Consider the following 26665-nt stretch of genomic DNA (forward strand, 5'->3'; position numbering starts at 1 on the left):
CCCACCGGCTTAGGGCCGGGCGGGGAGCCAGCGACAGTCGTATACTTTTTAATCGAAGACATGTTCACATGTGGACAGGCCTGTGAAGAACATAGGTTCGATAATCCCCAGGAGATAGTGGACCGATGAGTGCTGTCGTTGTCGCCGCTCTCGACGTGTTCGTGTCGGACCTGTCGGGGCCCCTGTACTGTGCCGTTGCTGTGCCGGCTGGCTTTCCGAGCCCTGCTCAGGGACTATTTTCAAGGCAGAATCGACCTGAACAAACACCTCATCAATCACCAGCACGTTCCTGGTCAGGGTCTCCGGGCGCTCGATGGACGGCGCCGGCATATACGACGGCGACGAGCTGGTCGTGGACAGATCACTCACACCTGCCGCTATGTGGCTGTCCCGATATTGAGGTAGGCGACACGCTCAAAGTGTTACCTTCTTGGACTTTTCTAAAGTGGCCCTGTAGGTTTCAGGTAGAAAACTATAGGAGGTTGCTTTGAAAAACGAGGTCGACGTTGAATGGTCGTTTCGTCGCTTTAGTGCCCACGGAAAAAGCCTTCCTGAGATTATCTTGACCACTCTCACGGACTGCCACAATGAGCATGCTGATGGGCAGGCTTTGGTCCGGTCGAAGCATAAGCGGTCCTACGGTCAGGTGAGCTACACCGTGCAGGAGAGGCTCGAAGAGGCGTTGGCAGGACTTGAGGGAGTTGAATTCAAGCGCCCAGGCCGGGGCAAGCCCAAGGTTCTCGTAGTGAACGGCACAGCTCTCGTTCCATGGCGGTACTCCAGGTTGGCGACGGCAGAGCTGCAGCAACAGAAGTATGGAACTTCGGATGCTCGGATTGGCAATTTCTCAATGCCGTGGGGGCCGTCACAGGGCATGCTTGACCTCGGGGACGGTGCCCGCGCCTCCCTGACCCGCGAGGAAATCGAACTTGTTGACGCGCTGCAGGAGTTGGACGATTCTGAATCGCTTAAGCATCACCGGGTAGTAGTCATTGCGTATGCCAGCAACCACAATGCACTGCATCATGCGGTGTGGGCCGACGCGCAGTTGGGCGAGGACGGCACACTTATCTTGCAGAACACCCAGGAGCTGTTCCATGCGGATTCAGCGGATGCACCAGCAAAGGCGGAGCCGAAGGGCTTCGACTCCCAGCCCCGCCGTGATTTCAACTTGATGCCTAAGGAAGCATCCGGATCATGACCAAGCAGCTCACTCTGTTTTCAACCGAAGAACTTATGTCGACTCAGGCTGTCAGAGATTCCTTTGACCCGGCCAGGCTGACGCAGGCGCGACGGCTGGCGGGAATTACCAAGCAAGCGCTCGGGGACGCAGTCGGTGTCTCGGGAGCAGCAATAGGCCAATATGAGGCCGGTGTATCACCACGTCCCGAAATACTCGGCCTGCTGGCCAGGGAACTGGGACAACCCGTTGCGTTCTTCGCGATGGGCCGGCCGATTGGAAAGCTGGACGTTTCTCAAGCCCACTTTCGCAGCCTTCGTTCAACGCGCGCGTCGGAGAGGCTCAAGGCCACTTCCTTCGTCGAACAGGTGTGGGAGGTAACTTTCGCGCTTGAAAAGCGGGTTGCCTTCCCGGATGTGAATGTCCCGTTCAATGAAGCGGATAGCAGCATGTCCCCCGTAGAAGCAGCCAGAGCCCTCAGATCCTACTGGGAGATGCCAAACGGCCCGGTTCCCAATCTGGTGGAGCTCATGGAGCGAAATGGCATCGTCGTTTCACTCCTGGCCCTTCGTGGTGAGCAGGACGAAACCGCGCGTGTGGACGCGTTCTCTACGACAGCCCTCAACCGCCCGATCGTAGTTGTGACCCCGGAAAGGGCTCGTTCTGTCTACCGGCATAGGTTTACATGTGCCCACGAACTCGGCCACCTCATCCTGCATCGCGAACTCGCTGTGGGGGACCCGCGACAGGAACGCGAAGCTGACGCCTTTGCTGCCGAGTTTCTTATGCCCCGGTCTGAAATAGAGCCGGTTCTCCCCGCTACTATGAACCTTCCAAGGCTTGGCCAGATCAGCCAGAAGTGGGGCGTGTCGCCGGAAGCACTCGTATTTCGCATGCAGGAACTCAAGGGTGCCTCAGACGTTTCAGTTCGACGTGCCTACCAAAAGCTTAGGTCCGGCAATCGTCAGGAGGCTTCTGTGGCAGACTACCCGGGAGAAGTCCCGATGCTGCTGACAGAAGCCATGAAAGTTGCTGACAAATTTGGGTTTTCCATAGCAGACCTGGCAAATGAACTTAGATGGGCTCCGGAGCGTGTTCGACAAGTGCTGGGGTTCGTCGATGAGCGGCCCCGGCTTACGCTGGTTCGCTGACAGGAAACCCCTGCCCCTACACGGTTTTGTGGGCCAATGAGATTGGTCATCACTGGGTGATCAGAAAGACGTGATCAGTGCGCTACGAGACCGGCATTTGGGGAGAAGCTCGCCCCGAACAAGGGCCTGAAGGGCTCAATGTGGTGGCCACGTCTGCCGCGGCCATGGTCCATTCCGCCCGCCAGTTGGCTCATATGCAGGGCGCTGAGAAGCTGAAAGTGCGATCCGGGGAACACATAGCGGCGATCCTGCTAACGGCCCTACACTCCCTGCCAGTGGCGGTGGATGAAGATGGCGGAGTAGATCTCGTGTTCGAGCGCTCCGGCACCCAGGGGGCCTGGCCGTTCGGCGACTCGGTACGGGCAGCTGTGGAAGTCAAGTCGCTCCCTGGAAAATGGCGCAAGCATGAATACAACATGCGATTGGGCGATACCTACCAAATCGAAATCCAGAACGCCGTCGAGATTCTTAAATTGGCCTCGAAGAAGATTATGGAGGCAGCGGATGCTCTTCAGCACAAGGTCGGGTCCTCCGCCACGTCCAAGAATGTCTTCATGATCATTCATCCCATGGATGGGCTGGCGTTGGAGCTTATCAGCGGAGGTCCAGTCATCGGTCATCTGCTGCCCGCCCTGAGCGAGCGGGTAGCTCTCGACTGCCTTTGGGTCTATTGGTATCCCGGTTTGCTGTCCAAATGGTCCCAGAAGGATCGCAACTGGACGGACTACCTCTTTGCCGGCGCCAGCCCGAACGAACCTCCGCTGGAGGATGACATAGAAGTGGCTGAGGACGTCTTTCTGGAAGGCATCGGTTGGACGGGTGGATCCCCGTGGAGGATGGCTTTTAACTAGCCCTGCAGTCATCCAGCGGCATCGACCGACCGCTCACGTACTGGTTAGCTCTGAGGGGTCCGCTTCGGAGTCCACTGGCAGCAGTTGGCGCCGTTTGATCTCCCAAGGCAGGAACAGTGCACCCATCATCCTGTCGCCGCCGGGGACGCGGTTGAGAAGAAATTCTGGAGGAAAGGCTTTGACCATACGCTCCTCAAGGTCAAGTCCCCGGGTCGTCTTGGCCGCGAAGATGCGTGTGGTGTCCAGGGCCCGGAATGAATCGATGGACAGGACTGAAGATCCCTTAGTCCCGAAGATTAGGCGGTCGAACTGCTTGGTCCCGCTCCAGTGCCGCTTGATCCGCGCCCGGATGTCCCGCGCCTGGCCGATGTAGGCCTGCTTGTACCGGTTGAGCACCATGACATAGATCCCCTCCACGCCGTCGAACGCGGCCAGATCGGTGAGGGGCCGCAGATTCTTGTGCTTGGCGAGCACCCCGGCCATCGCCTCCAGGAAGTCCTTTCCAGAGAGCTGCCTGAAGAAGGCCATGTTCAGGTCGAAGTTCTCCAGTGCGGCTTCGCGATGCATCGCGCAGTATTCATCCGTGAGGCGAGCATGGTCCTCGTCTTCGAAAGCCCACGCGTCGGTCTCCCACTCGGCGTCGGTGCAATACTCCCGCGGCGGTCCGGTCGAGCTCCTCTTGTTCACCAATGCGTATTCGTCCCTGGTCAGCCGGTGGCTGTACTTACTGGCACGCAGGGTCTCCCCGAAGTGTTTACGCGGTGGCGTCCGGCGTGTCAGGGGCACGATGGCCTCGCTCCAGGGACTGGACTCGATGTCGGCTGGCCCATGTGAACCGCCGGGCATCACTTCGCCTCGAGCTTACCGAGGCGTTCGGCCATGCTGCTGCTGGCACGGTGGGCCTTGGGGCAGCGGGCCAGCCATCGTTTCAGCACGGCAATCTCCTCTGCCCTCTGGCCGAGCTTGCGGTGGACGATGGCGGCCTGCTCTGTGTACCAAGGTGCTGGCATGTCACCCTTCGCATCCCCTTCGGCGGCCTCAATGGTTTTGTAGCAAAGGGCCAGGGCTTCCTCATGCCGGCCTTCGCGTTTGAGCTGCTTGATAGGCTCCACGAGCTCCAGGTAGTGGACGCCGTCGACCATGCCGCGCTTGAACTGCTGAGCCCGTTCGCCACCGCCCTGCAGCGCTTCCCTGACCATCGAGGACTTCTCCGCGTGGGAACTGTTGATCCGTTCCCTGGACGTGAGCGCCGGCGGGTTCTGCGCTGTGAACTGCCATGCCGGCTCGCCGTCGCCCAGCCAGACGTAAGCCTTGGCCAGCAGTTTTTGATCCCGCAGGACGTGCAGCTGGTAGCGCGCTGGTTCACTGGCACTTACCGGCAACGCGAGCTCTTTGGCGGCATAAGACGGGAGGCAGCCGACCTTCTCACCATCCACGAGCACAGCCACAGCCTGCGGATCTACGGGGTTCTCCGGCTCGCGCTGAAGCTGTGCCTGGCCCTCGTAATAGCCGCGCTTACCGAGGCCTTTGCGGTTCGCGAGGGCGGTAACGGCATCCTTGGCGAAAGTGGTGGTGCCGGCAACCTCCAGACAGGCGTTGAGGTGCATGGAGATGCGAACTGTAAAGGGTGGCTGGTCTGGTTCCTGCTCGAGCGGATCCTTCTGCTCAGCCACCGAGGCTGGACTACCGCCGATTGCCTGCCGCAGCCAACTGCCGATCCCCATAGCTTCCCCCTAAATGGTCACAGCAAAGGTGCCGCGGGGCTGACTCTACCGGGGTCACCCACAGATGCCAGGGCAAGAGCACGGAACAACCTGCAAAAGTCCGCCGGCTACGACGTCGCCAGGGCACTGGCGTAGGCGGGAGCCACGACCTTTGCGACCAAGTAGTTTGGAATCGTGAACGAGATGAATGTGGCAGAACCACCCGCTTCCGAGGTCGTGACGGCGATCTACGAGTTGCCTGTTCCGATGTGGGTGTCCTGCGCAGCTCTGGGCGGGACCTACCCGTCCGGTTATGGCAGGGTTCATTTTGACGTGGTGATGCCGCAGGACCGGGCCCCCATAGGTGGTCCACCTCTGATCGATGGCGTTGAGGTCCCTGATTCCCTCGATGGGGAGTTGGTCGCGTGGACGACTGAGTATGCAGCGGATGTCCTTGAGGAGTTTCAGCCGGCCACCGCATTGCGCCGGATAGTCATTACCGCTGTTGAGGCTCCGACCGGATCATGGCAGGGTCCCGACCGGCAGCTTGGATCGATCGTCAAATTCTGGTTTGACCGGGTGCGCTCCTGGGTCGAGATCTTCACGGGACAGGATCTCAACCCCGGCCATCGTGTCTACGACGCGGAAACCGTCGGGGCAGGGCTGACTTTCATTGCCCCACCACACGAAGGCGATCTCGGTCTTCAACTCACCACGCGTCGTATACGGCCGGTCACCGCTACTGAGTGGCGATGGATCCTCGCAGCTGTCCGTGACGGTAAGGAGCCGCCTCTGGAGCGTCTCCTTGTTCGTGACGCGGATGCGGCATTCGCACGCGGTTTTTACCGGCGCGCAGTCATCGACGCCGCTGCGGCGCTGGAGCTTGCTCTCGTCCGGATTATGGACGAGAGGATTGAACAGATTCCGGAGTCACAACGCAAGGGCCTCGCGGCGCGGCCGTCGCTGGGGCGTTACATCGACGTCGCGAAAGCCTCCGGGTTCGAGTTCGACGTGACTTTCGAGGATCTGAAACGCCTGAATGACGCCCGTAATGAAGCTGTCCACCGGGCTCAGGCGCCCGACTCCTTCGCGACGCTCATGCTGCTGCGGGTCGTAGGTAACTTCCTGGCATCCTCCGTCCGTATCAAGGACGAATCGGCCGGTACAGACTGAGGCGCCCAATCGTAGACCAGTTTTTACACCTTTTATTTAGGGGGGAAACGCATCTATAGGGGCGAAAACGCGCCCCCTGACGGCGGGACACAGAGCATGGTGGGACAGAGGCATGTCCTCATAATCGAGCTGATTCACAACGGCCTAGACTTTGGTGTGCACGGTGTGATCGGTGAAGAATTGCTGGTCGGCGTCCTGCCAGGAGTAGATGCTCTGGGTCCTGAGCTTTGCGTCGCACCACGTGCATGAGGCGTTCCAGATGTAGGGATTGGCGGCGTGGAGTTTCTTCCGGAGCTGCTGGGAGTAGGCGCTATAGGCCGATGACATCCAGCGCACGCCGGGCATCAGGCGATGACCCTCCTGGTAGAGGTTCATGCCGATGCCCAGCCCCACATACATTTCCCAGTCCCCGGACGTGTCGGGCTTGTCAGGGTCGATGGACTGGATGTTGTACGGCTTGGAGTACACGCTGCCGAAGCCTTGCTCTGTGATCACGAACTTGGCCGCAGCCCGGACGCGACATGCTGGACGAACATTGCCCCGTTGCCCTCCGAGTCCGTGAAGCGCTTATGGAGAAAGTTCGTGGAGGCAGCAATTGCGGCACGCTCGGCGATGATTGCCCGTACGTTCGACTCGATCACGACGAGAATTGATTCCACATAGGATTTCAGCATGACCGATACTCAGCTCGACTGGCTCCCGGAACGTCATCTCGGGGTCGCCGCCACGCTTTCGCACGCGGACGAACTGATCGGACAGGTCAGCGAGCTTCTGTTTGACTACCAGACCCAGAGCGGAGGCGTGTTCGGCCTACGCGAAATTCCCGCGGGAATGATGAGCCAGACCGTAGTGGAACGCATCGCCCCGATTCCGCGGAAAGTGCCGTTGCTGGTGGCCGACGCGTTAGTGGCGTTGCGTGCAGCACTCGAACACTCGCTCTATGCAGAGGCCGAATTCATGGACGGCGCACCTCTTGATGAAAAGGCGGCCAAGCTGGTCGAGATGCCGGCCTCGGACACTTACGAGAAATTCGGGGAATGGACGAAGAAGCGCGCCCGGAACGGTCCGCCGTCGCTCCGGGCGGGCGGTGAGCTCGCGCGGCGGATTGAAGGCCTTCAGCCCTTCCACCGGAATGTAGATCCACACCTACACCCGCTGGCCCGGCTCGTGCTCCACACCAACCATGCGAAGCACAGGACACCCGCGATCACGGCGGTTCGACTCGCTGCCATGTACAGGGAAGACCAGCTGCCTCGCTCGATACGTGACCTTCCCCCGCGGCCTGAGGAGCCACTGCGAGTCGGGACGTCATCGCGGAGACCCAATTGGGCACCAAAGTCCCCGTCACCCTGTTCCCGACAATCGGGCTCAACCGGCCAGGCACAGGCCGGTGGCCGGTGCTGATGCAGGAGCTCGAGGAAATATCGCGCTGGGTCCGGACGCAGGCGGTGCCGCGCCTCATTACGGGTAGGGAGCCGCCCGAGCCTGCCCTTCGGACACGCTACGGGATCGGCGTCGGGCATGAGGACGAGCGTCGAGCTATGTCGGCGGGGTCGACGACTTCGGCAGGGGAGCGCTACAAGCAGCGCCTCAGCGCGGCATCCATGCGGATCGACTTAGTCGACACGATAGGCCAATTGGACGGCTCTCCAAGCGCTACGCAGATCGCGGCGTGGTTGGCCGAACTGACCGACGAAGAAGTGCTCAATCGCATGTCGCGACTCCAGGTGACCTACACCTACGATCCCGACGTCGTGCTGAACAACTTCGAAGTCCTGAAGGGCTTGCGAGATGAGGCGCTGAACTTCGGCAACGACGACCAGTCTGCCCTACCCTAGGTAGGGGCGCGTCGCTGGCACCTGGCCAAAAGGCCCTTGAACCCGGCACGCCTGCGTTCAGAAGCACTTAAATTCTGCCACGGGAGTCCCATAGGATCTGTCAATCAATTACCCACCTCCTTTTCAAACAATGACTGGAGTCATTGCGAGTCTGGTGCTCTTGCTCCTTGTAAGAGGATGATCGCCAGTGAAGTCATGTCGCTCTATCCCGCCCCCTCCATGAACCCGTGAGCTCATCTGCTCACTCTATGGAATACGACGGACGGAGCACCCATGTACTTTGCAGCGGTGGACCCGGGGATCATCCCGAACGCGAGCTTTCCCTTCCTGGAATCGCTCAAACAGATCGGCGGCGGCATTCTTGTCGGCGCCTTCATCATCATTGCCATCGTGGCCATCATCGGTGCCGCGATGCTCTTGGCCGGCAAACTTAGCCAATCGTCACGTCTCGCCTCGGGCGGCGGCGTGATCCTTCTTTGGACCGGACCTGTGGCAGCCATTCTTGGCGGCATCAACGGCTACATCCTCTGGTCGCAGACCGCCTTTCCTCTTGGGTTTTAGGTCATGCCCGTTGAGTGCGACCTCAATGGATGGTGGCCGCCCGGGTGCGGACTGGTCTCACAAGCCAACGACAACGCGTTGGGTGCCGTCACGTCTCTCTTCGCAAACATCCTCCAGAATATGGCGTCCTGGCTTTGGGCCTTCATCACCGGCGCGTTCACAGTTTCTGATGTTGACGACTCGCAATGGCTCTCCATTAGAGGGCTGACCAGTTGGTGGGTGGTCGTCATGATGACGCCGCTCGTCGTCGTTATGATCCTTCAGGTTCTTTCTGGCCTTGCAAGCCAGCAGCCGAGGCGGATCGGACGGGCGATGCTCGGTGGAGCTGTAGCCATCCCGCTGGTCGGGGCGGCTGTCTATCTTGTCCGGCAACTGACACGCGCGACCGACTTGGCCTCGGCCGCGCTGCTCGAATCGATCGGGTCGGATCCTTACCTCGTGTTCATGAGGCTATTCGGCTTCGAACGCGCACCAGAAGGAACAGGGCGGGAATGGAACCTGGTCTCGCTGGCGCCAGGGACAACCGGGGGCGCTCCTGGTGCCGTCGTCGTGACGCTGATGGCGATCATTGCCGTCTGGATCCTTGCGTTCATCCTGATGTGCTCAATGATCTTCCGCTCGTTCGCGCTCGTCGTCCTGGCCGCCGTCGCGCCCGTTGCGCTCATGCTGCTGCCCTGGGACAAGACAAAATCCTGGGCACGACGATGGTGTGAAGTCGTAGTTGCTTTGGTCATAGCAAAGCCGTTGGCAGCGACGGTCTTGGCGGTAGCCGTAAAACTCTTTGCAGAGTCCAAGTCCTTCGCGGGATTGGCAGCCGGTACGGTGGGCATGGTCCTCGCTTGTGGTGCTCCACTGATGGCCCTGCGCCTGGTCAGCTTTGCAGGCGGGGAACTCGCGGCAGCAGCCCAAACGGCCGGCGGCGGCCACATCCTGTCCAGGAGCAGCAGCGTGGCGGCCCGACAGATCAGCAGGCAGGCAGGCGGCCGCCTTACTCTGGCGAACCTGGTCAGTCGCTCCGCAATGACTCGGCCAATCAGCTCAAGCCGGAACCAATTCCCTACACAGGTCTTGGCACCTGCCGTACGATCGGCAGCATCTGCGCATGGTGGTGACGGACGCCAAGTGGCCTTGAACTCTGGCTCCTTTGCTGGCGCCCCCAACGCCCAGCAATCACCGGAGTCCCGGAAATACTCGCATGTGGATCCCCATGAGCAAACCGGCCCCGACACAACATCTCCTCGGCAGGCTCCACCAGGAGAAACCGACTTGCGAGCTCAACCGAATGTGAGCGCGTCCGGCCCTGCACGAGTTCAACCTCCGAAACCCCAGCCACCCAGAATTGATCCTCCGAAGGGAGGCAACCCACATGTCTGAAGACGCGCGGGCGCTTGAGGCCGTCAAATTCCCTAGGTACGAGCGCCGCGGGTTCTTCCTCGGCCTCAAGTGGTACCAGTTGCTGATCGTATCCGGCGGAGGAGCAGTCGCTGTCGTAGCCTCCGCGAGTAGCGGCCCCGTTGGTCTGTTCACCTCCGGCCCCCTGTGGCTTGGGCTTATGCTGCTCGGACTCCTCCAGTACTCCCGCATCCCTTATCCGGTGTGGGCGAAGCAGATCGCTCTGTTCTTCTACCGGGCGGCGGCAGGACAAACGCGCTTCCTCGCACGGCCCGCAGCTCCACAACTTGCCGGGCGGCTTGCTCTCCCGGGCGGTCTTGGCAATTTGGAGATCAGAACAACGGCCAGCGGGGAATGCTTCATCGTCGACCGCCACGGTAGGGAGGCAATCGCGGTGCTGCACTGCAGCACTCGATCGTTTGCGCTCTTGGACGCGGACGACAAGGCATGGGCTGTCCAAGCCTGGTCACGTGTCCAGGCCGGCATGGCCCAGCGGCCAGGCGTGGCCAGGATCGCGGTTCAGGACTACACAGTGCCCTACCCATCGTCGGCCCTCTGGGAGTTTTACAGAGGCAACGCCATGCCGGCACGCACTGGTGAGAAGGCCACGTGGGGACAACGCGCGTATGAGGACTTGCTCGGCGCTGCCGGATCGACCATGAGCCATGAGCTCCTTGTGTCAGTCGTCCTGGACACAAGCAAGGCTCGACGGCGGATCCGGGAGTCAGGCGGGGGACTCCTAGGCCTCGAACGCGTCCTACGGCTGGAAGTCGAGGCCATGCAAACGTCTCTCGGTACCCACAGCGTGAAGGTAGAGGAATGGGTCGGGGAACCCGGACTGTTTGGCATCATTCGTGGCGAATTCGATCCCGCTGCTTCACTCTCCGCCAGAGCGCCAGTGGCGGCAGCCCCGCCGTCGGACGAGCCAGCCAGCGGGGCGAAGGAAACCTACGACCGCCATGGCGCGATGGCTGTTGAGGAACACTGGACGTACCTGCGCACGGACACGGGGTTCCACCAGACTTTCTGGATCGCCGAGTGGCCCAGGCAGAAGGTCTTCCCGGGTTTCCTCCATCCCCTGATTTACGTCGGCGAGTTTCGCCACACCTTTACCGAGGTCATCCGGGCGGTTCCCACCGCCGAAGCCCTGCGGGACATCCGCTCCGCGCAGGAGGCCCATGAGACCCGCCGCCGCATCAACGCCCGCTTCGATAGGCCCCTCACCCGTGAGCAAAAAGCCGAGGAAGAGGAGGTGATCCAGAGGGAGGAGGAGATCGTTGCTGGTCATGGTGACGTGCGCCCGGCGGCTTACATGACCGTCACGGCGACCTCCCTCGAGGACCTGGCGCGGTATCGCCAGGAACTTGAATCCGCAGCAGCCGGAGCATTCGTAGAACTGCGGCTTCTCTACGGACAGCAATGGGCCGCTTTTGTCGCAGGAGCGCTGCCGCTCGGAAGGGGATTGCGTTGAAGCAGACAACGAAAAGCCTTGAGTACCTCCCGTCGGGGAAAAAGCGGCGAGAGTTGAAAGCACGACGGCGGAACGCACCAACGGGGGAATCGTCGGCGAGCGCCGCGGCCCTTGATAAACAGCTCGAACTCCAGGCGTTTCCCCTGACTGGAGACTGGGGGAGCAGGGAGAAGAACTCCCTGCGGGGTCCGCATCGGCTGCGGCCGGCACCGCACCGTGCCTCGACGATGACATTCGCCGCCGCCTATCCCTTCCTAACCGAGTCAGGGCTGGGGCACGAGGGAGCCTACATCGGCACCGACGTTTTCGGGTCCGGGGCATTCTCTTACGATCCGTGGATCCTTTACGACAAAGGGATCATCAGCGGCCCATCCATTGTTGTGATTGGTACGGTCGGCACGGGCAAATCCATGTGCGGCAAGTCGCTGGTAACGCGGTCCATCACCTTGGGGCGGAAGGCCGCCGTTGCGTCCGATCCCAAAGGTGAGTGGGTTCCTGTCGCCAAAGCTGTTGGCGGGAAGGTGATTTCTGTCGGCCCCGGCCGTCCGGCGAGGGTAAATCCGCTTGACGCCGGGCCTCGCCCGAGCGCCCTCACCGAGGCCCAGTGGCAGGCTATCGTGAGGCAGCGGCGCCGGTACTTGCTGGTGGCCTTGGTCTCCCTCATGCGGCAGGGCACGCCGCTCCGGCCTGTGGAGCACACTGCGTTGGACATCGCTCTCATGGAAACAATGGCTGAGAACTCAAACCCAACGTTGCCCATGGTGCTGGACCACCTGCTAAAGCCATCGAAGGAGATGACGGCCTTGGTTGGTGTTGAGGGAGGAACCGCCGTAAGCCACTCGTTGAGGCGCACTGTATCTGGCGATCTCGAAGGTATGTTCGATGCGCCGTCCACCGTGGCCTTCGACGCGGACGCACCCATGATGGTGATGGACACCTCGGCCCTGATCGGAGCGTCGGAGCAGGCCCTATCACTCGCGGCGGCCTGTGGAGCCACCTGGTTGGAAGCTGCCATTACAAATCCCGACGGCGGCAAGCGGCTTGTCGTGTACGACGAGGGCTGGCGGATGCTCGCCGATCCGTACATGTTGGCGAAGATGAGTGAGCAGTGGCGACTCGCCAGAACGTATGGAATCGCAAACCTGCTCATCATGCACAAGGTGGCAGACCTCAACGAGATCGGTGACAGCACCAGCGGCCACCGGCAGAAAGCGCTTGGGCTACTCACCGAGGCTGACACCAGGATCATCTATCGGCAAAAGCACGACGCTATGCGGCTGACAAAGGAAGCCCTCGGCCTGACCGAAGCGGAGTGTGAGCACGTAGAGAACCTGCCGAAAGGCGTCGGGCTATGGAAGGTGGGAAACCGCTCCTTCATTGTGGCGAACCGGGTGACGACTGACGAACTGGCGGTCTTCGGAACAGACGGCAGGATGGTGTGAGACGGCCTGTGAGCTCGCGGGCTGCCAGCGAAAACCCTTTGGTCACGGCTGGCCTTGTCGGCGCGGCATCTTACGTATGCCTCTGCGCGATAGTGCAGGCGGCCGCGCAGCTGGCCGGAGCCTGGCAGTGCGGCACTATGCCGCCGTCGAGATTCAACCCTGCGGCCGCCGTCGGACTCTTCACCAACAAGGTGGACTGGATGGTAGTTCAGAAGGAGGGTTGTTCACTCGGTACGGGCAGCGTGTGGTGGATTCTGGCCCCGGCCCTGCTTGCGGTCGGTGCGCTCGCCGTCGGGGCTATGGTCCTGTGGCGGCGATGGAAGCAGTCGGGCGGCTGGCTTCGCCAAGACATCCTCAACCGGGAGGGCGTTGCCCGCCGTGCCGAGATTCTCCACGATTTCGGCGCGAGGGCTGTGCGCAAGAGAGGGAAGTTCACTCGCCCGGGGCTGGTAGACCCGTCGGTGCAGGACGTGTCCTGGACGCTTGGCCGCTCCCATGGCGTCACTGTCCATGTCTCCACGGAAGAATCGATGGTGATTCAGGGTGCGCCCAGATCCGGCAAGGGTTTGTACGTGGTTATCAACGCCATACTTGATGCGCCCGGCGCAGTCGTCACTACCTCGACGCGCGCCGACAACCTGGTGGTGACGATGAAGGCCCGGGGGTCCGGAGGTCGGCCGGTGACAGTCTTCGATCCCCAGGGGATGTCGGGGATTCCATCGTCACTGCGTTGGTCGCCCGTGCGCGGGTGCGAGGACCCAGACATTGCTACCCGCCGGGCCTTGGTCATTACAGCGGACACCGAGATGAAGGGCGAGAACGCGGCGTGGCAGAAGCGCTCGCTGATAGTGCTTCAGTGCCTGCTGCATGCTGCGTCGCTGTGCGGCGAGGGTGTAACGGCGTTTCGGCGCTGGTCCTCCAGCCCCGTACTCGCTCGGGAAGCACTCGAGGTGTTGGGCCGGTCGGGGGCAGCGCTCGGATGGCAGGCCGACTTGATGGGAATCCTGGAGGACGACCCACGGAACACGTCCAATTCGTGGATCGGTGTTTCGGCGGCGGTGGCGCCGCTGTCATCCCCGAAGGTGCTGTCCACGCTAAATCCACAGGACGAGTCGGAGGAGTTTGATCCAAAAGCGTTCATCCGAGACCGGGGAACGCTATATTTGATTGGCACGCGGGCGGGAGCGGCCGCTGCGGGACCATACCTGTCCGCACTGATCGACGACATCGACAACGCAGCGAGGGAGATGGCCTTCGTATCGCCAGGCGGCCGGTTGGAGCCGCCTCTTTCCTTGATCCTTGACGAGATCGCCAACCTTGCGACGTGGCCCGGACTGCCCGTGGCGCTCTCCGATGGCGGAGGCATCGGCATTTCAACTCTGGTGGTCCTGCAGTCCTTATCCCAAGCCCGTTCAGGTTGGTCAATAGATGAGGCGTCGACCATCTGGGACTCGGCCATCATCAAGGTGATCTTTGGCGGCGGATCCGACGAACGGGATCTCCGTTCGCTTGCCGGGCTCCTGGGGGAGCGGAGCATCACCCGCACTACCAGGTCCTGGTCGTCCCAAGGCCGGCAAGACGGTGAGCAGATACGTGAAAGCCCGGTCATTGCCCTGGACGAAATTCGACGCCTGCCTGCCGGCACCGCGCTCATGCTCGGGCGGCGCACCCGGCCCATCCTGTTGGACCTTCTTGAGTGGCACAAGCGCAAGGACGCCGGGGAGCTGCGCCGCCTGAAGGCCGAGATGGAAAATATCTTGGCCGACGGGCACAGGCAACGCCAGCAGAAGGCCGAAGGGACGCCGGATGCGCAGCCGTGATGACACCGACGATTTCGATGTCCCGTCCTCGGGTTCCTTTGGGGATGATGAGCTGACCGCCCAGCTGTTCAGGTCTGCTTTTGCTCCGCCTACTCGCTCCAAGAATGTCACCCGCCGCTGGAGGGAGATGACTCCGGAGCAGTCGCAGGAAGTCTGGGGGTCGCTCTTCTCTTGGGTGAGATGGCTGGTGGCCACCTATCAACTCACGACGTCGGTCGTTCCGGATTGCTGGTGGCGTCACCCCGAGATGGTGGCCGAGCTTTATGCGCTTCAACGTGCGGAGCTCGCCTCCTACACAACGGACGATCCGGGGTTCGGTCCGCTGGCTTTCCACGAAAGGCTCCCACACGCCGTCGAACGCCTGAGGGTGCACAGCCGGACTGCGGGATGTGTTGGGCTGCAGGTGCACAAGGAGCCAGCACCCCGCATCCTGGCCACCGACGACCCCGCGTTCCTTGATTGGCGCAAGTCTGCTCACCAGCTGGTTGCTGAATTCTGAGTCATGTCGCTTGTGTCGGTCACAGCCATGAACGGATGTCTGCGCAGCACAAGCTGCGGTCCAAGAAGAATGAAGGGTGGCTGTCGTGGCCGCTACATCCGAAGTTCCATCCACCATCCCGTCCGATCAGGGTTCCGCGCTGGCCGGGCCGGGCGCTCGCCGTATGGCGCCGGAGGAACGTATTGCTGCGTTGATGGACGGGCTGCACTCAATTCTGGAGCAGGCGGTTGAGTCTCCCTCACATTGGCAGGTTTTGCTCGACGCTTCCGCCAACTTGTGGCGCTACTCCGGCGGAAATGTTGCCCTGCTGATGATGCAGATGGCGCAGCGCGGCACCGACGAGCCGACGCTCGTTGCGGGGTACAAGGAGTGGGAACGACACGGGCGCACCGTCCTTCGGGGCGAGCATGCCCTTTGGGTCATTGCACCCAGGACTGCCCGTGTCCAACAAATGCTGTTGCCCGACGGCACACGTCAGCGAATTCCTGTGGGCGATAAGCTGCCCCCCGGCGCAGTCGATGAGGGAAAGAAGACACTCATAACCGGTTGGCGCGGGCAGGCAGTCTTTGATGTTTCACAGACCCAGGGCGCTCCGTTGCTGGTGCCGAGGCCCGCCGACGGTTCTTCCATGGATGCGCCCCAACTGTGGGAGTCATTGACTGCGGTTGCCCGCGCCCATGGGTTTTCGATCCACGTCACTGACGCTCAGTACGGGCTGACAAGCGGTTTCACCGACTTTGCTGGGCGCCAGGTGCAGGTGGGTGGCTGGCTGAACGCTGAGGAACGCATCGCCGTGTTGGCGCATGAGCTCGGGCACGTTCTGCTGCATGGTCCGGACGACACCGTGGGCAAGCTCTATGGGAGCAGCGTGGACCATCGCGGACTGGCTGAAGTCGAGGCCGAGTCAGTTGCCTACACCGTATTGAAGGCGCATGGGATTGATAGGGGTCCCCAATCCGCCAGTTACTTGTCTGGGTGGGCTGACGCCGTGATTGATGCGGAGTATTCGGCCGCCGGCGAGGGCTCCTTCCGTAAGCAGCCTTCGTCGCGCGTTGACATAGCGAAGTCAGTTCTGGGCCGGGTCACGGCAGCCAGCAAGCAAGTTCTTGAGGTGACAGAGCCTCCAGGACTAGGTGGAAAGGTTCCAGCGGCTGAGGCTGCTCCGCGAGTGCAGAACCAGGAAACCTATGTGGGCTTGAAGCAGCCAGGTGGACCATCGAATGGCTTGGAGATCGCGGGCCCATAGGGGACCCACTGAGGATTGGACGGGACCGCCCCGTCTACGAAGGGAAGGACAGAAGATATGAGCACCAAGATTCCAATCAATATCGCCGGCAATCTCGTCGCCGATCCCGAGCTCACGTATGGGGAGTCCGGCGTCGCCCACGCCAAACTGCGGGTGGCTGTGAACCAGCGGATTCAAGGATCGGACGGATCCTGGCAGGACGGAGAACCTGTCTTCCACAATGTCTCTGCGTTCCGGGCGCTCGCAGAGAATGCCTCGAACTCCTTGAAGAAGGGCGACCCCGTTATGGTCTCGGGCGAACTCGAGTTCCGGGCCTTTGAAAAGGACGGGGAGAAGCGGGAAGCACGCCGCATTGTGGCCGAAACCATCGGTCCTGACCTGCGATGGGGCACGGCTTCCTACCATCGTTCGCCACGAGCGGCGGCTGGTCCCGAAGCTGGAATTGCTGGTCTCCAGGCGGCACCTGAAGAGGCTCACCCCGCGTACAGCATTACAACAAAGGGTCCGGTGAGCGTGCCCCCTTTAGGCGGGCCGGTGCGGAATGAGATTAGCCTCTGACTCACGGCGTCTGTGGTTCCAGAGCTAGAACAATACATAACGCGCCATGGCCTGGTCCTCGTTTGGGACCAGGCCATTACGTTATCCCTGGGCTGTAAGTTCGGTCACGCTGTAATTGCACTCGCACTTAACCATCCGAGTTCGACTAGAGCCGGCTGCTGCCCTTCCATTGTTCCGGCCCTACACGTTTGATGCTCGAGGAGTGCGCCCACCCCATGTGGTACTTCCCGGAGGAATCCAGCCACTCGATGAGACCGTACTTGTGCGTCCATCCCACTGCTTTGCCGTAGATACCGCCGACATACACCAGCGGCCGACCGAACTTCGGGAACTCTCGGATAGGTGCAGGGTCGTCAATCGGACGGGTGGCCTCCGCATCCATTCGAGCCATCATGCGCTCGGCATCTTCAGGGGAGCCGGACTTGATCACGAGGACAAGTATAGAACATATGTATTGGGTATCTGCTTAGCTGAAGTTGACCCGCAGATGCGGAATTGGCCGATCGGAACAGTGGCCTCTTATGCTGCCGCGCGTGTCGCGAGCTCCAGCTGCTCAGCCCGAGGAATGATGGGGCGGTGGAGTCAATCTCGTGGCCGAAAGCGTGGCAGCCTGAGGCCCGTGACGCCCTGCTTCGATTCATCGACGGCGACGACCGGGTCGAGATCATCGTGGGGGATCCCAGCACGTCAATTGACGGGACTGTCATGGCGGGCTTTGTCTACCTCGATGGCGCCAAACTGATGATCGTTTACGATCACACGGGTCGTACAGACGTTCATCCCTGGCTCCTTCTGGCGGGGCCGGTACTCGAAGTCGTCGATCTGTCAGGCCGTCGGCGCAGGTCGATCTATCGCCATCCGAACTGGACACCTCGACGACGTTCTTGACGCCCGAAAGCCGGGCCTGACGGACCGGAGGCTCGCGCTGGCAAGGTGAGCCCGCGCGTCGTGGCCCCGGGCTCACCCGGCCACTCTGCTGGGCCACCTGCGCGAGGGCTCTCACCCGTGCGCTGGGCTCGGGTCGGTGTCTCGGGGGATGATGAGGGCCTTCAGGGGTGCGGGGTCGGTGTTGGTGGCCTGTTGGAGGAGCCGGTAGAACAGCAGCCCGCGGCTTCTGGGGGTGCGCCGGTTGAAGCGGAAGGTGAACTCGTCCAAGTAGTAGGCCAGCTGCTCCCGGGAGATGCCCTGGTGCAGGGTGCCGTCGATCCAGCGCTTGAGCTGGGAGGCGGCCATGTGGACCGCTGGCATACTAACGTGCGCAGGGATGTCCGAGCCCAGTTGGGTGAGGTACTCGTGCTTGTAGCCGAGGTCGGTGAAGCGCCGCAGCTGCCTTGCCCCGTCGGTGCGGATGGTGGAGCCGGGGGCAACGACGCGTTGGCCGAACTTCACGAGGGCGAGCCTGCGGTCGGCCAGCCCCGGCTCGAGGCGGATGCGTCCGATCCTGTTGCGCTCGAGATGCTCCGCAGCCACCAGGACCGAGATCTTGTCGGAGCCAACACCGGGCATACCGCGGTGGACCCCGCCGATGAAGCTCTCGTCGACCTCGACGAGCCCGGAGAGCATCTCGCGGTCCGGGCGGACCATGGCCCGGCGGAGCTTGTGCATCCACGCCCAGGCCGTCTCGTAAGAGCCGAACCCCAGGACCCGCTGCAGGCCGAGGGCGGACACGCCGTTCTTCTGGGAGGTCACGAACCAGACCGCCGCGAACCAGGTCCGCAGCGGAGTGCGGGTGCGGTCGAAGATGGTCCCGGCCGTCACCGACGTCCGCCGCGAACACGCCCGGCACATCCACAGCCCTGCGCCTGTGCGCCAGTACTCGCGGCCGCCGCACCTCGGGCAGACGAACCCATCCGGCCACCGCAGCCTCGCCAAGTACTCCAAGCACGCCTCATCAGTACTGAACCACTCCTGAAACTGCCCGAACGTCTTCGGGTAGTCCACGCCCGCCCGGGGCAGCTGCGGCGACAATCCGGCCATACCTCAGCCTACTTCAGCTAAGCAGATACCCAATTCATATGTTCTAATAGGCTTGAGCCTGTTTGAACCGGATAGCGCCTTACTTCCGGCCTGCGACACCCCATGTGCGCAGCACGTTGTCGTTTTCGACACTCTTCGGCCTTTCAGTAACAATGGTCACTACCTTTTTGGGTGCCCGGATAATTTGTAGGATCCCAGAGGGATACGTTCAACCTCGAGTTGCTCAGCGTGGTACTTCCAGCAGTCGTACTCGATGAAGATCAACAACCGGTCGTTAAAACCTGGATGGAAACGGGTTCTTCCTCAGCAAGCAGCATCCTCATCCGCGAAGTTGCAGAGCTCTATCCAGCTCAGTCTAAGAAGCTCGACTACGTGATGTGGCGACAGGCTCCGGGCCGCAAGATCTTCCGAGATGATGAATGAGCTAGCCTCTCCAATTGGTAGCCTTACCTGTGTATTCAGAACCAAGCATGGGGAGCGTCTTGAAGGTCTTTATCAGTTGGTCGCAAAACTCACGCGAGTTTGCTGGGGCCCTAAACAGCGCGATGGAGCGTCTGTTCGACACGGTAGAAACGTTTTACAGTCCAGAGATTCCGGCTGGAGAGCAGTGGCTCAACATGATTGAGGAAGAACTGTCGAACACTGACTTCGGCATCATCTGCATAACTAAGGAAAACCAAAAGGCGCAGTGGCTTAACTACGAGGCCGGGGCGCGGTCTCGCCAGGTATCAGACCGTCGCAAGCGTCTTGGCGTCATCCTGCTCGATTTTGACGAGAAGAACGACATTGACGGCCGTTCAAAAACTTTCAGATGAAGATGGCGACCATCGCTGAGTTCAAGTCCTTGATGCAGTCCCTAAACGAACTCGGTCCGAAGGTCAAACAAGACGTTCTTAACGACCGCATCGATCGGGAGTGGCCGAAGCTTGACGAACAGCTGACCAAGCTGAAGATGAGCCCCGACAAGGCTCCCATCCCCGATCGGGGCATTCACGAGAAGGTGGATGAGTTGCTGAGCCTTGTGCGCGATTTTGATAAGGCTAATACTCCACCCGTCATTACATCTTTCGCCGTCCCCGCGGATGTACGCCTGCGGGGCCGCTCCTTTGTTTCCAAGCTGTACCTCATGACAAAGGGCCGTGACATCCGCTTCGACTTCCGTGCTATCAACGAGATTACCGACATGTTGGATATAACGGCTTCAATGAGCGAGCAAGAGAAGCGCACAATTGATAGCTACTATAAGACGTTTTTCCGCAACCGGGAAAACGGCTCATCATCGCGGACGTGGCATGGAAAGACACAATGATTACTTCAGCGGACGAAGTAGTAAAGACGCTTGCTCCAGAGGCCTTGGGTTCCCCAATTTCAGGCTGACACCGCAAGCTCCGGCGCAGTTCTATAAAGGTAGCGCGATCAAAAATGACATGGTCGGCTTCCCAATCAATATCCACACGCTCAGGAGCCATGGCCAGTCACCGGCGGGAGCTCGAAAAATGAAGGTGCAAAGGTGACGGTCTCACTTTAGGCGTGGCCGAAACCTGACGATCCAACGCTCGCCCTGGTCGCCGCGCGCACCGTCCTACGTCTCTTCAGGCAAACCAATCCCGGAGCGACTCCACTAACCTGGCTCTCTTGAAAGACAAACCTTGGTGTCTGCGAATAGCAGATGATTCAGCCGGTTGTCCCTCCGTCGGCGCCCAGGCCAGGCATTCCGCAGCACGTATGAAGTACGTTTCCGGCCAAGGCGCGCCGGGCATCACTTGAGCCGGGTCGGGGGCGATCAGCAGGACAGCGCCAGGCCAGAGCGGCTCCGGGAGCGCCTCTACCCAGCCCTGCTGAACATGGTTGAACCGGTTCCACAGGATGGTGACCCACGAACCGGTTGGTTGGACTGCGTCAACGCTGAGGAGCGTTACCTCGGTCGTGGTCCCGCTTGCCCGCTTGGCCTTTTCGAAGGATTTCCATCTTTCCGCTGCAACAATCAGCCAGGCGTTGCGGCGGTGAACCCGTTTCCACCAAAGCCCGCCTAGCAGCAGCGTAGCTGCCACCAAGATGCCGCCAACAATTACTTTCGATAAGGAGGGGAGTTGGGCCGCAGGTACAGACAACAGAAAGAGGGCGAGTCCTATCAGGACAACCGTGCTGGTGGATACCAGGCCAGCTGTCACAATTTTGGGTTTCACCGTCGGGTTTAGGACCATAATCTCGCCTCTTCCATCAGCTTAGAGCTGCCAGCCGGCACTAGTAAGGACGACTTGCTGGGAAGCGGGCAAGTTCATTGAAGTGGTCCCGGGTTCTGGCGCCATCGGGCGGGTGCCAGCGCCATCAATTGCTTCCTGAAGTCTTTCCCTTTGAAGCTGCTGTTCCCACTCGTAATCCGCTGGCGTCGGTCCAAGTGGCAGGGAAGAGTCTGAGATTCCCCACCTGTCCCTGAACAGGGCGACGTCACGGATCAGTTGACCTGACTCGCTGCAGCCAATAGAGGCAGTTAAGACGTGTCTCCACTCGAGATCGTCAGTGAGGGTGGTCATCGTGACGTTGTCGGTTCTCCTGCGAATGCGTTCGCGAACCTGATCGATCATGTCCGCCAGGTCAGGGTGAGCGGTAGCTAACTCTTCGACCAAAGGGTCTGTTGACGCCGTCGGCATCCCGTTCAAGAATCGACGTAACCGCATGCTCAGTACGGCTACGGGATCTTTAGCAGAAGCAGCGTGTTGCATGATTTCGTTCAGGACGCGGCCAGCGCCTTGAACGCTGACTGCCGAGGCCTTCTGCCACGCGGCTACGGCCGCGCCCCACGAAGGTGACCGTTCCAGCTCAAGCGACGAACCGCCGTCGTACTTTTCCAAAAACTGCTTGAGGCTTTGGGCGGCAGCTATTTGCGCCAGGTAGTCATACTCTGCGCAGAGCCGCTCAAGGCTGTCCGCCTTTGCGCGCTCCGCCTCGCTGACTTCATGAGCGGTCCGTTCAGCACCTTCCGCAGCGAGCACCTCACTGAGAATGCTTCGCCAGGAGAGTTGCAAGGTGGGATCAACGGCGGGATGTTCGGAGTCGTCACCCTCGCTGACGTAGGCAAAGTTGCCGGCCCGGCCTCGCGTCATGCTGACATAGAGGAGCTCGCGGGTGAGCCGGCCCTGGGTAACTACGGTGTGTCCAGTGTCGACCGTAATGCCCTGGGAACGGTGTGCAGTGGTTGCATAGCCCAGCTCGACACTCGACTCGAGGTAGGTTCGGGGGAGTATGACCCTCGCTCCCGTTTCCCGTCGAACTGCGAGGAGGGAGCCGTCCCGCCTACTGACGCCTTCGACGTCGAACAGAGTTCCATTCCGGACAAAGTCACCCTCGCTGTCGACGAGCCTGCGGTCGTTTCCGCGCGCGATGATGGTGTCGCCGGAGCCGGCGTATAGGCCATCGTTGAGCAGAACGCTCAATTCGGGATCCACCTCGCCCTTGGCCACGAGGTCGGCTTGGGCGCGTTCGTTGAGCATGCCGACCGTGTCATTGTCGGCTGCGATAAGGATGGATGACTTGCCCGCGAGCGTATCGGCCTGCCACGCCAAGTATGCCCTGTCGACCATGTCCAAGTAGGTGCCGTGACTGATCCGTCGATGCTTCTCGTAATCCAGGATCGCTGAGTAGTCTCCTCTCCGCAGCTTTAGGGATGATGCACCCTCCCACTTCTCACGAAATCTCCAAATGCTGCTGAGCCTGGTGGTCTTTTCTTGCCGGTCCAACCAGCCGAGGACACCGCCGGCGTCGATCGCATCCAGCTGACCTGGATCACCCACAAGGAGGATCTTCGCGTTGGCCTCGCGGGCCTGCTGGACCAGGGCGGCGAGTTGGAAGGTGGACACCATGGAAGCTTCGTCGATGATGACGAGCTGATCAGGGTGGAAGCACCATCGCTGCTGAACGGCGGCGAGCCGGGCAGCTTCCTGCGCCACTGTGATGCTTCGGCGGTCGTCGAGATGAACCGTCTTCAGGCGGGTCTGGAGGTCGAAGAAGCGCCCAGCTCTTGCATTAGCCCCTGGGCCAACGGACTCGTGCAGCCACTTGGTGACATTCTCTGTGGCCATGGAGAGTCCGCGGCCCAGGACGTCCGCGCTTGCGGCCGCCGGGGCAAGGCCTATCACGCTTCCGGCACCGTACTTGGCTTCCCAGACCGCCTTGACCGAGCTCAGGGTTGTCGTCTTTCCCGCGCCTGCTGGGCCAACGATCGCGTCGAGGCGGTTGCCGCTGAGGAGGACGTTGGCGACGGAGGCGCGCTGATCGGAGTGCAGCTCCGGGTTCCCGGGCCGTCGGACCCTGTCGAGTGAATCCATGATGACGTCCGCCCGCACGGCTGGTCCGCCGTCGTCGTTTCTTGCCGCCATGATGGCCTCCTCGCAGGCGAGCGTCGACGTGTCCGTGTAGAGGCGCGATCCGTGGAAGTCGAAGACGCTGCTTCGCCCGATGCGGAGGTCAGCCGCGGCGTCTGGGTGGGCGGTGTAGCGGTGCTCGTTCAGTGGCACGGACTGGTGTTCGGCGGCCTTTGCCACGGCGTCCATGAGTGCATTCCGGTCGTCAGCGGAGCGGCAACGGATCTGTGCGCAGACCCTTTCGGCTTCGGCGAGGAGGTTCCAGCGGTTCCAAGTTGAGCGCTTGCTGGCGACACGTTCACGGGCAAGGGTGGCGACACTGTCGATCCAATCGGCGGTGAAGTCAGTCAGCGCAAAGGGGGAGTCCCAGGAGCGGTTGATGGCGGCGGCGAGGACGTCGGCTGGTTGGAAACCCTTGGCGGCCGCTCGCTCCCGCCATTGGCCCGAGAGTTGATGCAGAGGTGTTGGGAGTTCGGCCTTTGGGATGCGGGTGGCCAGCGTGGCCTGCTGACGAAGCTTGATGATGGTTGCTGCGGTGGGAGGACGACCGTGTTCGTTGACCCATTGCGCCACAAGGCGGTCTGTTTCCAGATTGATGAGGCGTGACCGGTTCGAGAATTCGCGGATGAGTGCATCGTCGATGCCGGTGAGCTGCTGGCTGGGATTCTGGGTACCGGTGGCAGGGGTGCTGATATCAGTATCGCTGCCGAGGTTCCGGTGGAGGGCGTCGAACAGGAGTCCGTTGTAGTGCTCGCTGGCGGCGACGGTGGCCTTGTACAGGGTGCGGGAGTCGAGGGTGACCCAGGCCCCGTCGGTGATTCGCTGGATGCGGTTGGCGATCACCAAGTGCGTGTGGAGCTGCGGGTCCCCGGTGCGGGATTCCCAGTGGTCGAAGGCAGCGGCGATAGCGCCCATCGTGGCTAGGTGAGCTACGCCGTTCCGTCCGGCGCGCGTGTGGATGACGTTTTCTTCGAGCCATGCAAGAGTCTCTTCGACGGCGTCGTGATGGGTTCGGAGGATGCGATCCTGGGTAGTGCGAGGGCTGAGTGCCCAAAGGACGGACACCGATTTTGGCACACTGAAGGTCAGGTCAAAGCCGACGACGGCGTGCCTCACGATGGGCGGGCCGGTCTTGTTGTCGACGGCGGTGGGTTGGCTGTGGGGGCGACCTAGCGGCGCGTGTGTGGCGGGATGGATTGCCAGATCGAACACTGCTCTCGCGTCCGTCTCGGAGACTGGCTCAGCGGCGGTTCTGCTAATGCCTTGAAGTCCAATGCCAATCCATCGGCCTTCCGGCGTACCGGCCTTCGTGTAGTAGGTGGTGGCGTCCGGGGGAGAAGTGGGGAGGTCGTCCATCATCGTCGTCTTGAACAGGTAGCGCAGACCTGATTGTGCGGAAAGCCGCGCGATGGACATTGTCATAGCCGCGGGGCTCCTGCTTGGCGCTTCGATGGTTGCCATCCACGACGGCGGAAAATTTCGAGGGTTGCTTGATCGAGTGCGACGCCCTTTGCCTGGGCAAGGGCGACTAGCCAGGCAGAGATGTGCGCCAAATCCTGGACATTGGTTCGTTGTGCCCGCTTAAGGCGGGCCACCTCTGACTGGAGCAGGTTGTTGCCCACTCGTTGTTCTGAGTTCTCCGCTTCGAGTCGATCGATCTCGCAGGCTTGGGACCGAAGCTTCGACTGGAGTATCTCCCGGTGCCGCTGGAAGGATCTTGTTTTGGACTCCAGCTGTCGTCTGACTGCTTCCAGCTGGGCTTGGAGGTCATTGGCACGCGTGTCTGTCTTGCGTAGCGGGGCAGGGCGGTTACGAGTCCGACGTCGACGGTCCCGCTGCCTGTTACCACAGCGCGGTGAGCAGAAGCGCTGTGTCCTGCGGGTGGGCTTGAAGCTCTCAGTGCACTCTTCGCATTTCTTGATGGTCACGTGTATTCATCTGTGCGACGTCATCTTCCGACATGACTAGACGTGGGCAGTGCTCACGCTGACCGCCTTGGATGCCAGAGGTGTGAGCAGTTAATTCGTGACGGGCGGGCAAGCGAGCAACGACGCGTAATGCCGCTGCTCTCTACTCTGGGGCGTGCGTGCGTGCGGAAGGTTCTTGTCTCCTGGGACAAGGCGGTCCGCTGACAAGTGCAACAGGCTGTTGCACAATGGCCAGGCAAGTTGCTCAATCGACCGGCCGTCAGGTTTGAATCTGAGAATCTTCGGCGGGCGTGTCCAGGAACAGCCTTCCGGACCCTATTCTGACGTTCTTTTTGCTGGCTCCTCGCCGTCAGGTTGGGGTGTACCCAACCGGGCAGTCGGCATGGCTGATCTGTAGTCCCGGCGGGCGGCAGAGGCCGAACCGCACAGGTACGTGAACCTTCACCAAAGGGGCGCTCCGCCTGCTGTACGTTGCGAGGCAGGCATTCGCGGATGCCTCTGCGACAACATCCGCTAAATCAGTTGAAGATCTCGATTAGACATAATGCATTCGTTGTCGCGTGACACTTTTCTGTTTGCGTGTTCTCAGCCACGGTCGCGCGGGCCAGAATCTGGAGGGTGTCTGAACGCAGGGTTGGTGGGGTGCTTATCTGGGGGAACAGGCTGATGACTTACGGCTCCTACTCGACGAGCTTCCCGTTGGTTGAAACGTCCCGAATGAGTTTGGCGATCTCATCAGGCACAGGGGGTATGTCATCTCGGACGACACCGGTGGTAGGTGACCAGGCTTCTGTGAGCGTCCTAGCTAATTACGCCGACGAAAATGGGATTGGTGTAGAACCAAAGGTCCTCCCATGGATCCGCGTTGCCGGGCTGGTCAATGGCGGGTCCAGCGGGGTCGATGTTGGCGCCCAGGAAACCTGGCTGGGACCTCTTGCCATCCGTTCCGCGGAGCCGGATGTAGAACTTCTCTGAGGGAGCCTCAAGAACCTGCGTCCAGCTGATCTTGCCGTCCTTGACGGCCAAGTCCGCCACCGGCAGTTGGGTAATGACCCGGGTTTCCGGTGCCATCATGGCATCCCGGTCTTCTGCAGGACCGGAGACGGTTCCCATGATGACGTCCACGCGCGCCAGTTCTGGAACAAAGCCGGCGAAATTTGGCTTCGACGCCGGCTCGAGGGTAACGGTCAGGCTGACCGCGCGGCCGCGCTTGGCCGTAAGCTCGCCGCCCAAGGTGGCGGACATGGCGCCGTCTGTCACCGTGACGTCGATTGAGTCGATCAGGCAACCATGGTCAACCCAGACACGGCCTTCGCGCAGGCCCTCCATAACGGAGCCGTAGGTTACCTCACGGGCCCCCACGTGGGTGCGGCTGTAATACCCGGGCCAAAAGTCGTTTTCCTGCAGGTCAACAGTGCCGCTGTAGACCGGGTCCTCCTTGGATTCTGGGGATCGTTGCAACACCTGTTGGTTAGGTGGTTAGTAGTAAATCACGTAGACGCTCGGCTGGAGTA

At 61.1% G+C, this 26665-nt stretch carries 27 protein-coding genes and 1 pseudogene; 19 read left to right on the forward strand and 9 right to left on the reverse strand.

Features of this window, described 5'->3' with window-relative positions:
• Positions 1-125 precede the first annotated feature (125 nt).
• From CXR02_RS22915 to CXR02_RS11200, 4 genes and pseudogenes are all read left to right on the forward strand, one after another.
• Positions 126-373 (forward strand): annotated as a pseudogene (locus CXR02_RS22915) (LexA family protein); the annotation flags it as partial.
• A 114-nt stretch (positions 374-487) separates the two neighbouring features.
• Positions 488-1201 carry a hypothetical protein gene (locus CXR02_RS11190; RefSeq protein ID WP_104062055.1) on the forward strand — a complete coding sequence of 238 codons (714 nt, stop codon included), beginning with the start codon at positions 488-490 and terminating at the stop codon, positions 1199-1201.
• Entirely contained in the window at positions 1198-2331 is a 1134-nt protein-coding gene (locus CXR02_RS11195) for an ImmA/IrrE family metallo-endopeptidase (RefSeq protein ID WP_104062056.1), read from the forward strand. Before CXR02_RS11190 ends, CXR02_RS11195 begins: the two co-directional genes overlap by 4 nt.
• Positions 2332-2408: 77 nt before the next feature.
• On the forward strand, positions 2409-3182 hold the full coding sequence (locus CXR02_RS11200; RefSeq protein ID WP_104062057.1) for a hypothetical protein: 774 nt from the start codon (positions 2409-2411) through the stop codon (positions 3180-3182).
• Positions 3183-3215: 33 nt separating this feature from the next.
• Here the strand turns inward: CXR02_RS11200 and CXR02_RS11205 are convergent, their stop codons facing one another.
• Positions 3216-4028: a GIY-YIG nuclease family protein gene (locus CXR02_RS11205; RefSeq protein ID WP_104062058.1), complete on the reverse strand. Its 813-nt coding sequence runs from the start codon at positions 4026-4028 to the stop codon at positions 3216-3218.
• Positions 4028-4906, reverse strand: coding sequence for an HIRAN domain-containing protein (locus CXR02_RS11210; protein WP_104062059.1), 879 nt, complete (start codon positions 4904-4906; stop codon positions 4028-4030). The genes CXR02_RS11205 and CXR02_RS11210 overlap by 1 nt, the downstream gene beginning before the upstream one ends.
• A gap of 174 nt (positions 4907-5080) precedes the next feature.
• On the opposite strand from CXR02_RS11210, the gene CXR02_RS11215 reads away from it, so the two are divergent.
• A complete protein-coding gene (locus CXR02_RS11215; protein ID WP_146072514.1) occupies positions 5081-6058 on the forward strand; it encodes a hypothetical protein in 978 nt (325 codons plus the stop codon).
• A 144-nt stretch (positions 6059-6202) separates the two neighbouring features.
• On the opposite strand, the gene CXR02_RS11220 is transcribed toward CXR02_RS11215, so the two are convergent.
• Together CXR02_RS11220 and CXR02_RS11225 are read right to left on the reverse strand one after the other, a co-directional pair.
• Complete coding sequence (locus tag CXR02_RS11220; RefSeq protein WP_104062061.1) at positions 6203-6553, reverse strand: hypothetical protein; 351 nt, start codon at positions 6551-6553, stop codon at positions 6203-6205.
• Positions 6550-6732 (reverse strand): hypothetical protein, encoded by a 183-nt coding sequence (locus tag CXR02_RS11225; RefSeq protein ID WP_104062062.1) that lies wholly within the window; start codon positions 6730-6732, stop codon positions 6550-6552. Before CXR02_RS11225 ends, CXR02_RS11220 begins: the two co-directional genes overlap by 4 nt.
• Between CXR02_RS11225 and CXR02_RS22610 the strand changes: the two genes are divergently transcribed.
• From CXR02_RS22610 to CXR02_RS11270, 10 genes are all read left to right on the forward strand, one after another.
• Entirely contained in the window at positions 6731-7462 is a 732-nt protein-coding gene (locus CXR02_RS22610; RefSeq protein ID WP_219816416.1) for a hypothetical protein, read from the forward strand. The genes CXR02_RS11225 and CXR02_RS22610 overlap by 2 nt on opposite strands.
• Positions 7462-7896, forward strand: coding sequence for a hypothetical protein (locus CXR02_RS22615; protein ID WP_219816417.1), 435 nt, complete (start codon positions 7462-7464; stop codon positions 7894-7896). Before CXR02_RS22610 ends, CXR02_RS22615 begins: the two co-directional genes overlap by 1 nt.
• Before the next feature lie 273 nt (positions 7897-8169).
• The gene (locus tag CXR02_RS11235) at positions 8170-8457 is read left to right on the forward strand and encodes a hypothetical protein (RefSeq protein WP_104062063.1); all 288 of its coding nucleotides are present in this window, start codon (positions 8170-8172) and stop codon (positions 8455-8457) included.
• A 120-nt stretch (positions 8458-8577) separates the two neighbouring features.
• Positions 8578-9831 carry a type IV secretion system protein gene (locus CXR02_RS11240; protein WP_181037197.1) on the forward strand — a complete coding sequence of 418 codons (1254 nt, stop codon included), beginning with the start codon at positions 8578-8580 and terminating at the stop codon, positions 9829-9831.
• Positions 9824-11320, forward strand: coding sequence for an SCO6880 family protein (locus tag CXR02_RS11245; RefSeq protein ID WP_104062065.1), 1497 nt, complete (start codon positions 9824-9826; stop codon positions 11318-11320). The genes CXR02_RS11240 and CXR02_RS11245 overlap by 8 nt, the downstream gene beginning before the upstream one ends.
• A complete protein-coding gene (locus tag CXR02_RS11250; RefSeq protein ID WP_104062066.1) occupies positions 11317-12762 on the forward strand; it encodes an ATP-binding protein in 1446 nt (481 codons plus the stop codon). Before CXR02_RS11245 ends, CXR02_RS11250 begins: the two co-directional genes overlap by 4 nt.
• A gap of 200 nt (positions 12763-12962) precedes the next feature.
• A complete protein-coding gene (locus CXR02_RS11255) occupies positions 12963-14582 on the forward strand; it encodes a type IV secretory system conjugative DNA transfer family protein (RefSeq protein ID WP_181037198.1) in 1620 nt (539 codons plus the stop codon).
• Positions 14569-15081, forward strand: coding sequence for a hypothetical protein (locus CXR02_RS11260; RefSeq protein WP_104062068.1), 513 nt, complete (start codon positions 14569-14571; stop codon positions 15079-15081). Before CXR02_RS11255 ends, CXR02_RS11260 begins: the two co-directional genes overlap by 14 nt.
• Before the next feature lie 85 nt (positions 15082-15166).
• Complete coding sequence (locus tag CXR02_RS11265; RefSeq protein WP_146072517.1) at positions 15167-16327, forward strand: ArdC-like ssDNA-binding domain-containing protein; 1161 nt, start codon at positions 15167-15169, stop codon at positions 16325-16327.
• Between the two features lie 57 nt (positions 16328-16384).
• Positions 16385-16885, forward strand: a complete 501-nt coding sequence (locus CXR02_RS11270; protein ID WP_104062070.1) for a single-stranded DNA-binding protein — start codon at positions 16385-16387, stop codon at positions 16883-16885.
• Positions 16886-17030: 145 nt separating this feature from the next.
• On the opposite strand, the gene CXR02_RS11275 is transcribed toward CXR02_RS11270, so the two are convergent.
• Positions 17031-17315: a hypothetical protein gene (locus tag CXR02_RS11275; RefSeq protein ID WP_146072518.1), complete on the reverse strand. Its 285-nt coding sequence runs from the start codon at positions 17313-17315 to the stop codon at positions 17031-17033.
• A gap of 146 nt (positions 17316-17461) precedes the next feature.
• Between CXR02_RS11275 and CXR02_RS11280 the strand changes: the two genes are divergently transcribed.
• Positions 17462-17773 carry a hypothetical protein gene (locus CXR02_RS11280; protein WP_104062072.1) on the forward strand — a complete coding sequence of 104 codons (312 nt, stop codon included), beginning with the start codon at positions 17462-17464 and terminating at the stop codon, positions 17771-17773.
• 111 nt (positions 17774-17884) lie between these two features.
• Here CXR02_RS11280 and CXR02_RS11285 read toward each other — a convergent pair whose 3' ends face one another.
• Positions 17885-18862, reverse strand: coding sequence for an IS1595 family transposase (locus CXR02_RS11285; protein ID WP_104062073.1), 978 nt, complete (start codon positions 18860-18862; stop codon positions 17885-17887).
• A 228-nt stretch (positions 18863-19090) separates the two neighbouring features.
• Here CXR02_RS11285 and CXR02_RS22140 point away from each other — a divergent pair, with 228 nt between their 5' ends.
• From CXR02_RS22140 to CXR02_RS11295, 3 genes are read left to right on the forward strand one after another with little or no spacing between them, the layout of a single operon-like run.
• On the forward strand, positions 19091-19285 hold the full coding sequence (locus CXR02_RS22140) for a hypothetical protein (RefSeq protein WP_146072519.1): 195 nt from the start codon (positions 19091-19093) through the stop codon (positions 19283-19285).
• Positions 19286-19344: 59 nt separating this feature from the next.
• Positions 19345-19677 (forward strand): toll/interleukin-1 receptor domain-containing protein, encoded by a 333-nt coding sequence (locus tag CXR02_RS11290; protein WP_181037199.1) that lies wholly within the window; start codon positions 19345-19347, stop codon positions 19675-19677.
• On the forward strand, positions 19674-20171 hold the full coding sequence (locus CXR02_RS11295; protein ID WP_104062075.1) for a hypothetical protein: 498 nt from the start codon (positions 19674-19676) through the stop codon (positions 20169-20171). The genes CXR02_RS11290 and CXR02_RS11295 overlap by 4 nt, the downstream gene beginning before the upstream one ends.
• A gap of 283 nt (positions 20172-20454) precedes the next feature.
• On the opposite strand, the gene CXR02_RS11300 is transcribed toward CXR02_RS11295, so the two are convergent.
• The 3 genes from CXR02_RS11300 to CXR02_RS11315 all read right to left on the reverse strand — a co-directional run bounded on the left by CXR02_RS11300 (position 20455) and on the right by CXR02_RS11315 (position 26612).
• Entirely contained in the window at positions 20455-21066 is a 612-nt protein-coding gene (locus CXR02_RS11300) for a hypothetical protein (RefSeq protein WP_104062076.1), read from the reverse strand.
• Positions 21067-21087: 21 nt separating this feature from the next.
• Positions 21088-24645, reverse strand: a complete 3558-nt coding sequence (gene mobF / locus CXR02_RS11305; RefSeq protein ID WP_181037200.1) for a MobF family relaxase — start codon at positions 24643-24645, stop codon at positions 21088-21090.
• A gap of 1307 nt (positions 24646-25952) precedes the next feature.
• Positions 25953-26612, reverse strand: coding sequence for a hypothetical protein (locus CXR02_RS11315; protein ID WP_181037201.1), 660 nt, complete (start codon positions 26610-26612; stop codon positions 25953-25955).
• Between the last annotated feature and the right edge of the window lie 53 nt (positions 26613-26665).

This window comes from Arthrobacter sp. 4R501, from assembly GCF_002929755.1.
Lineage (GTDB): Bacteria > Actinomycetota > Actinomycetes > Actinomycetales > Micrococcaceae > Arthrobacter.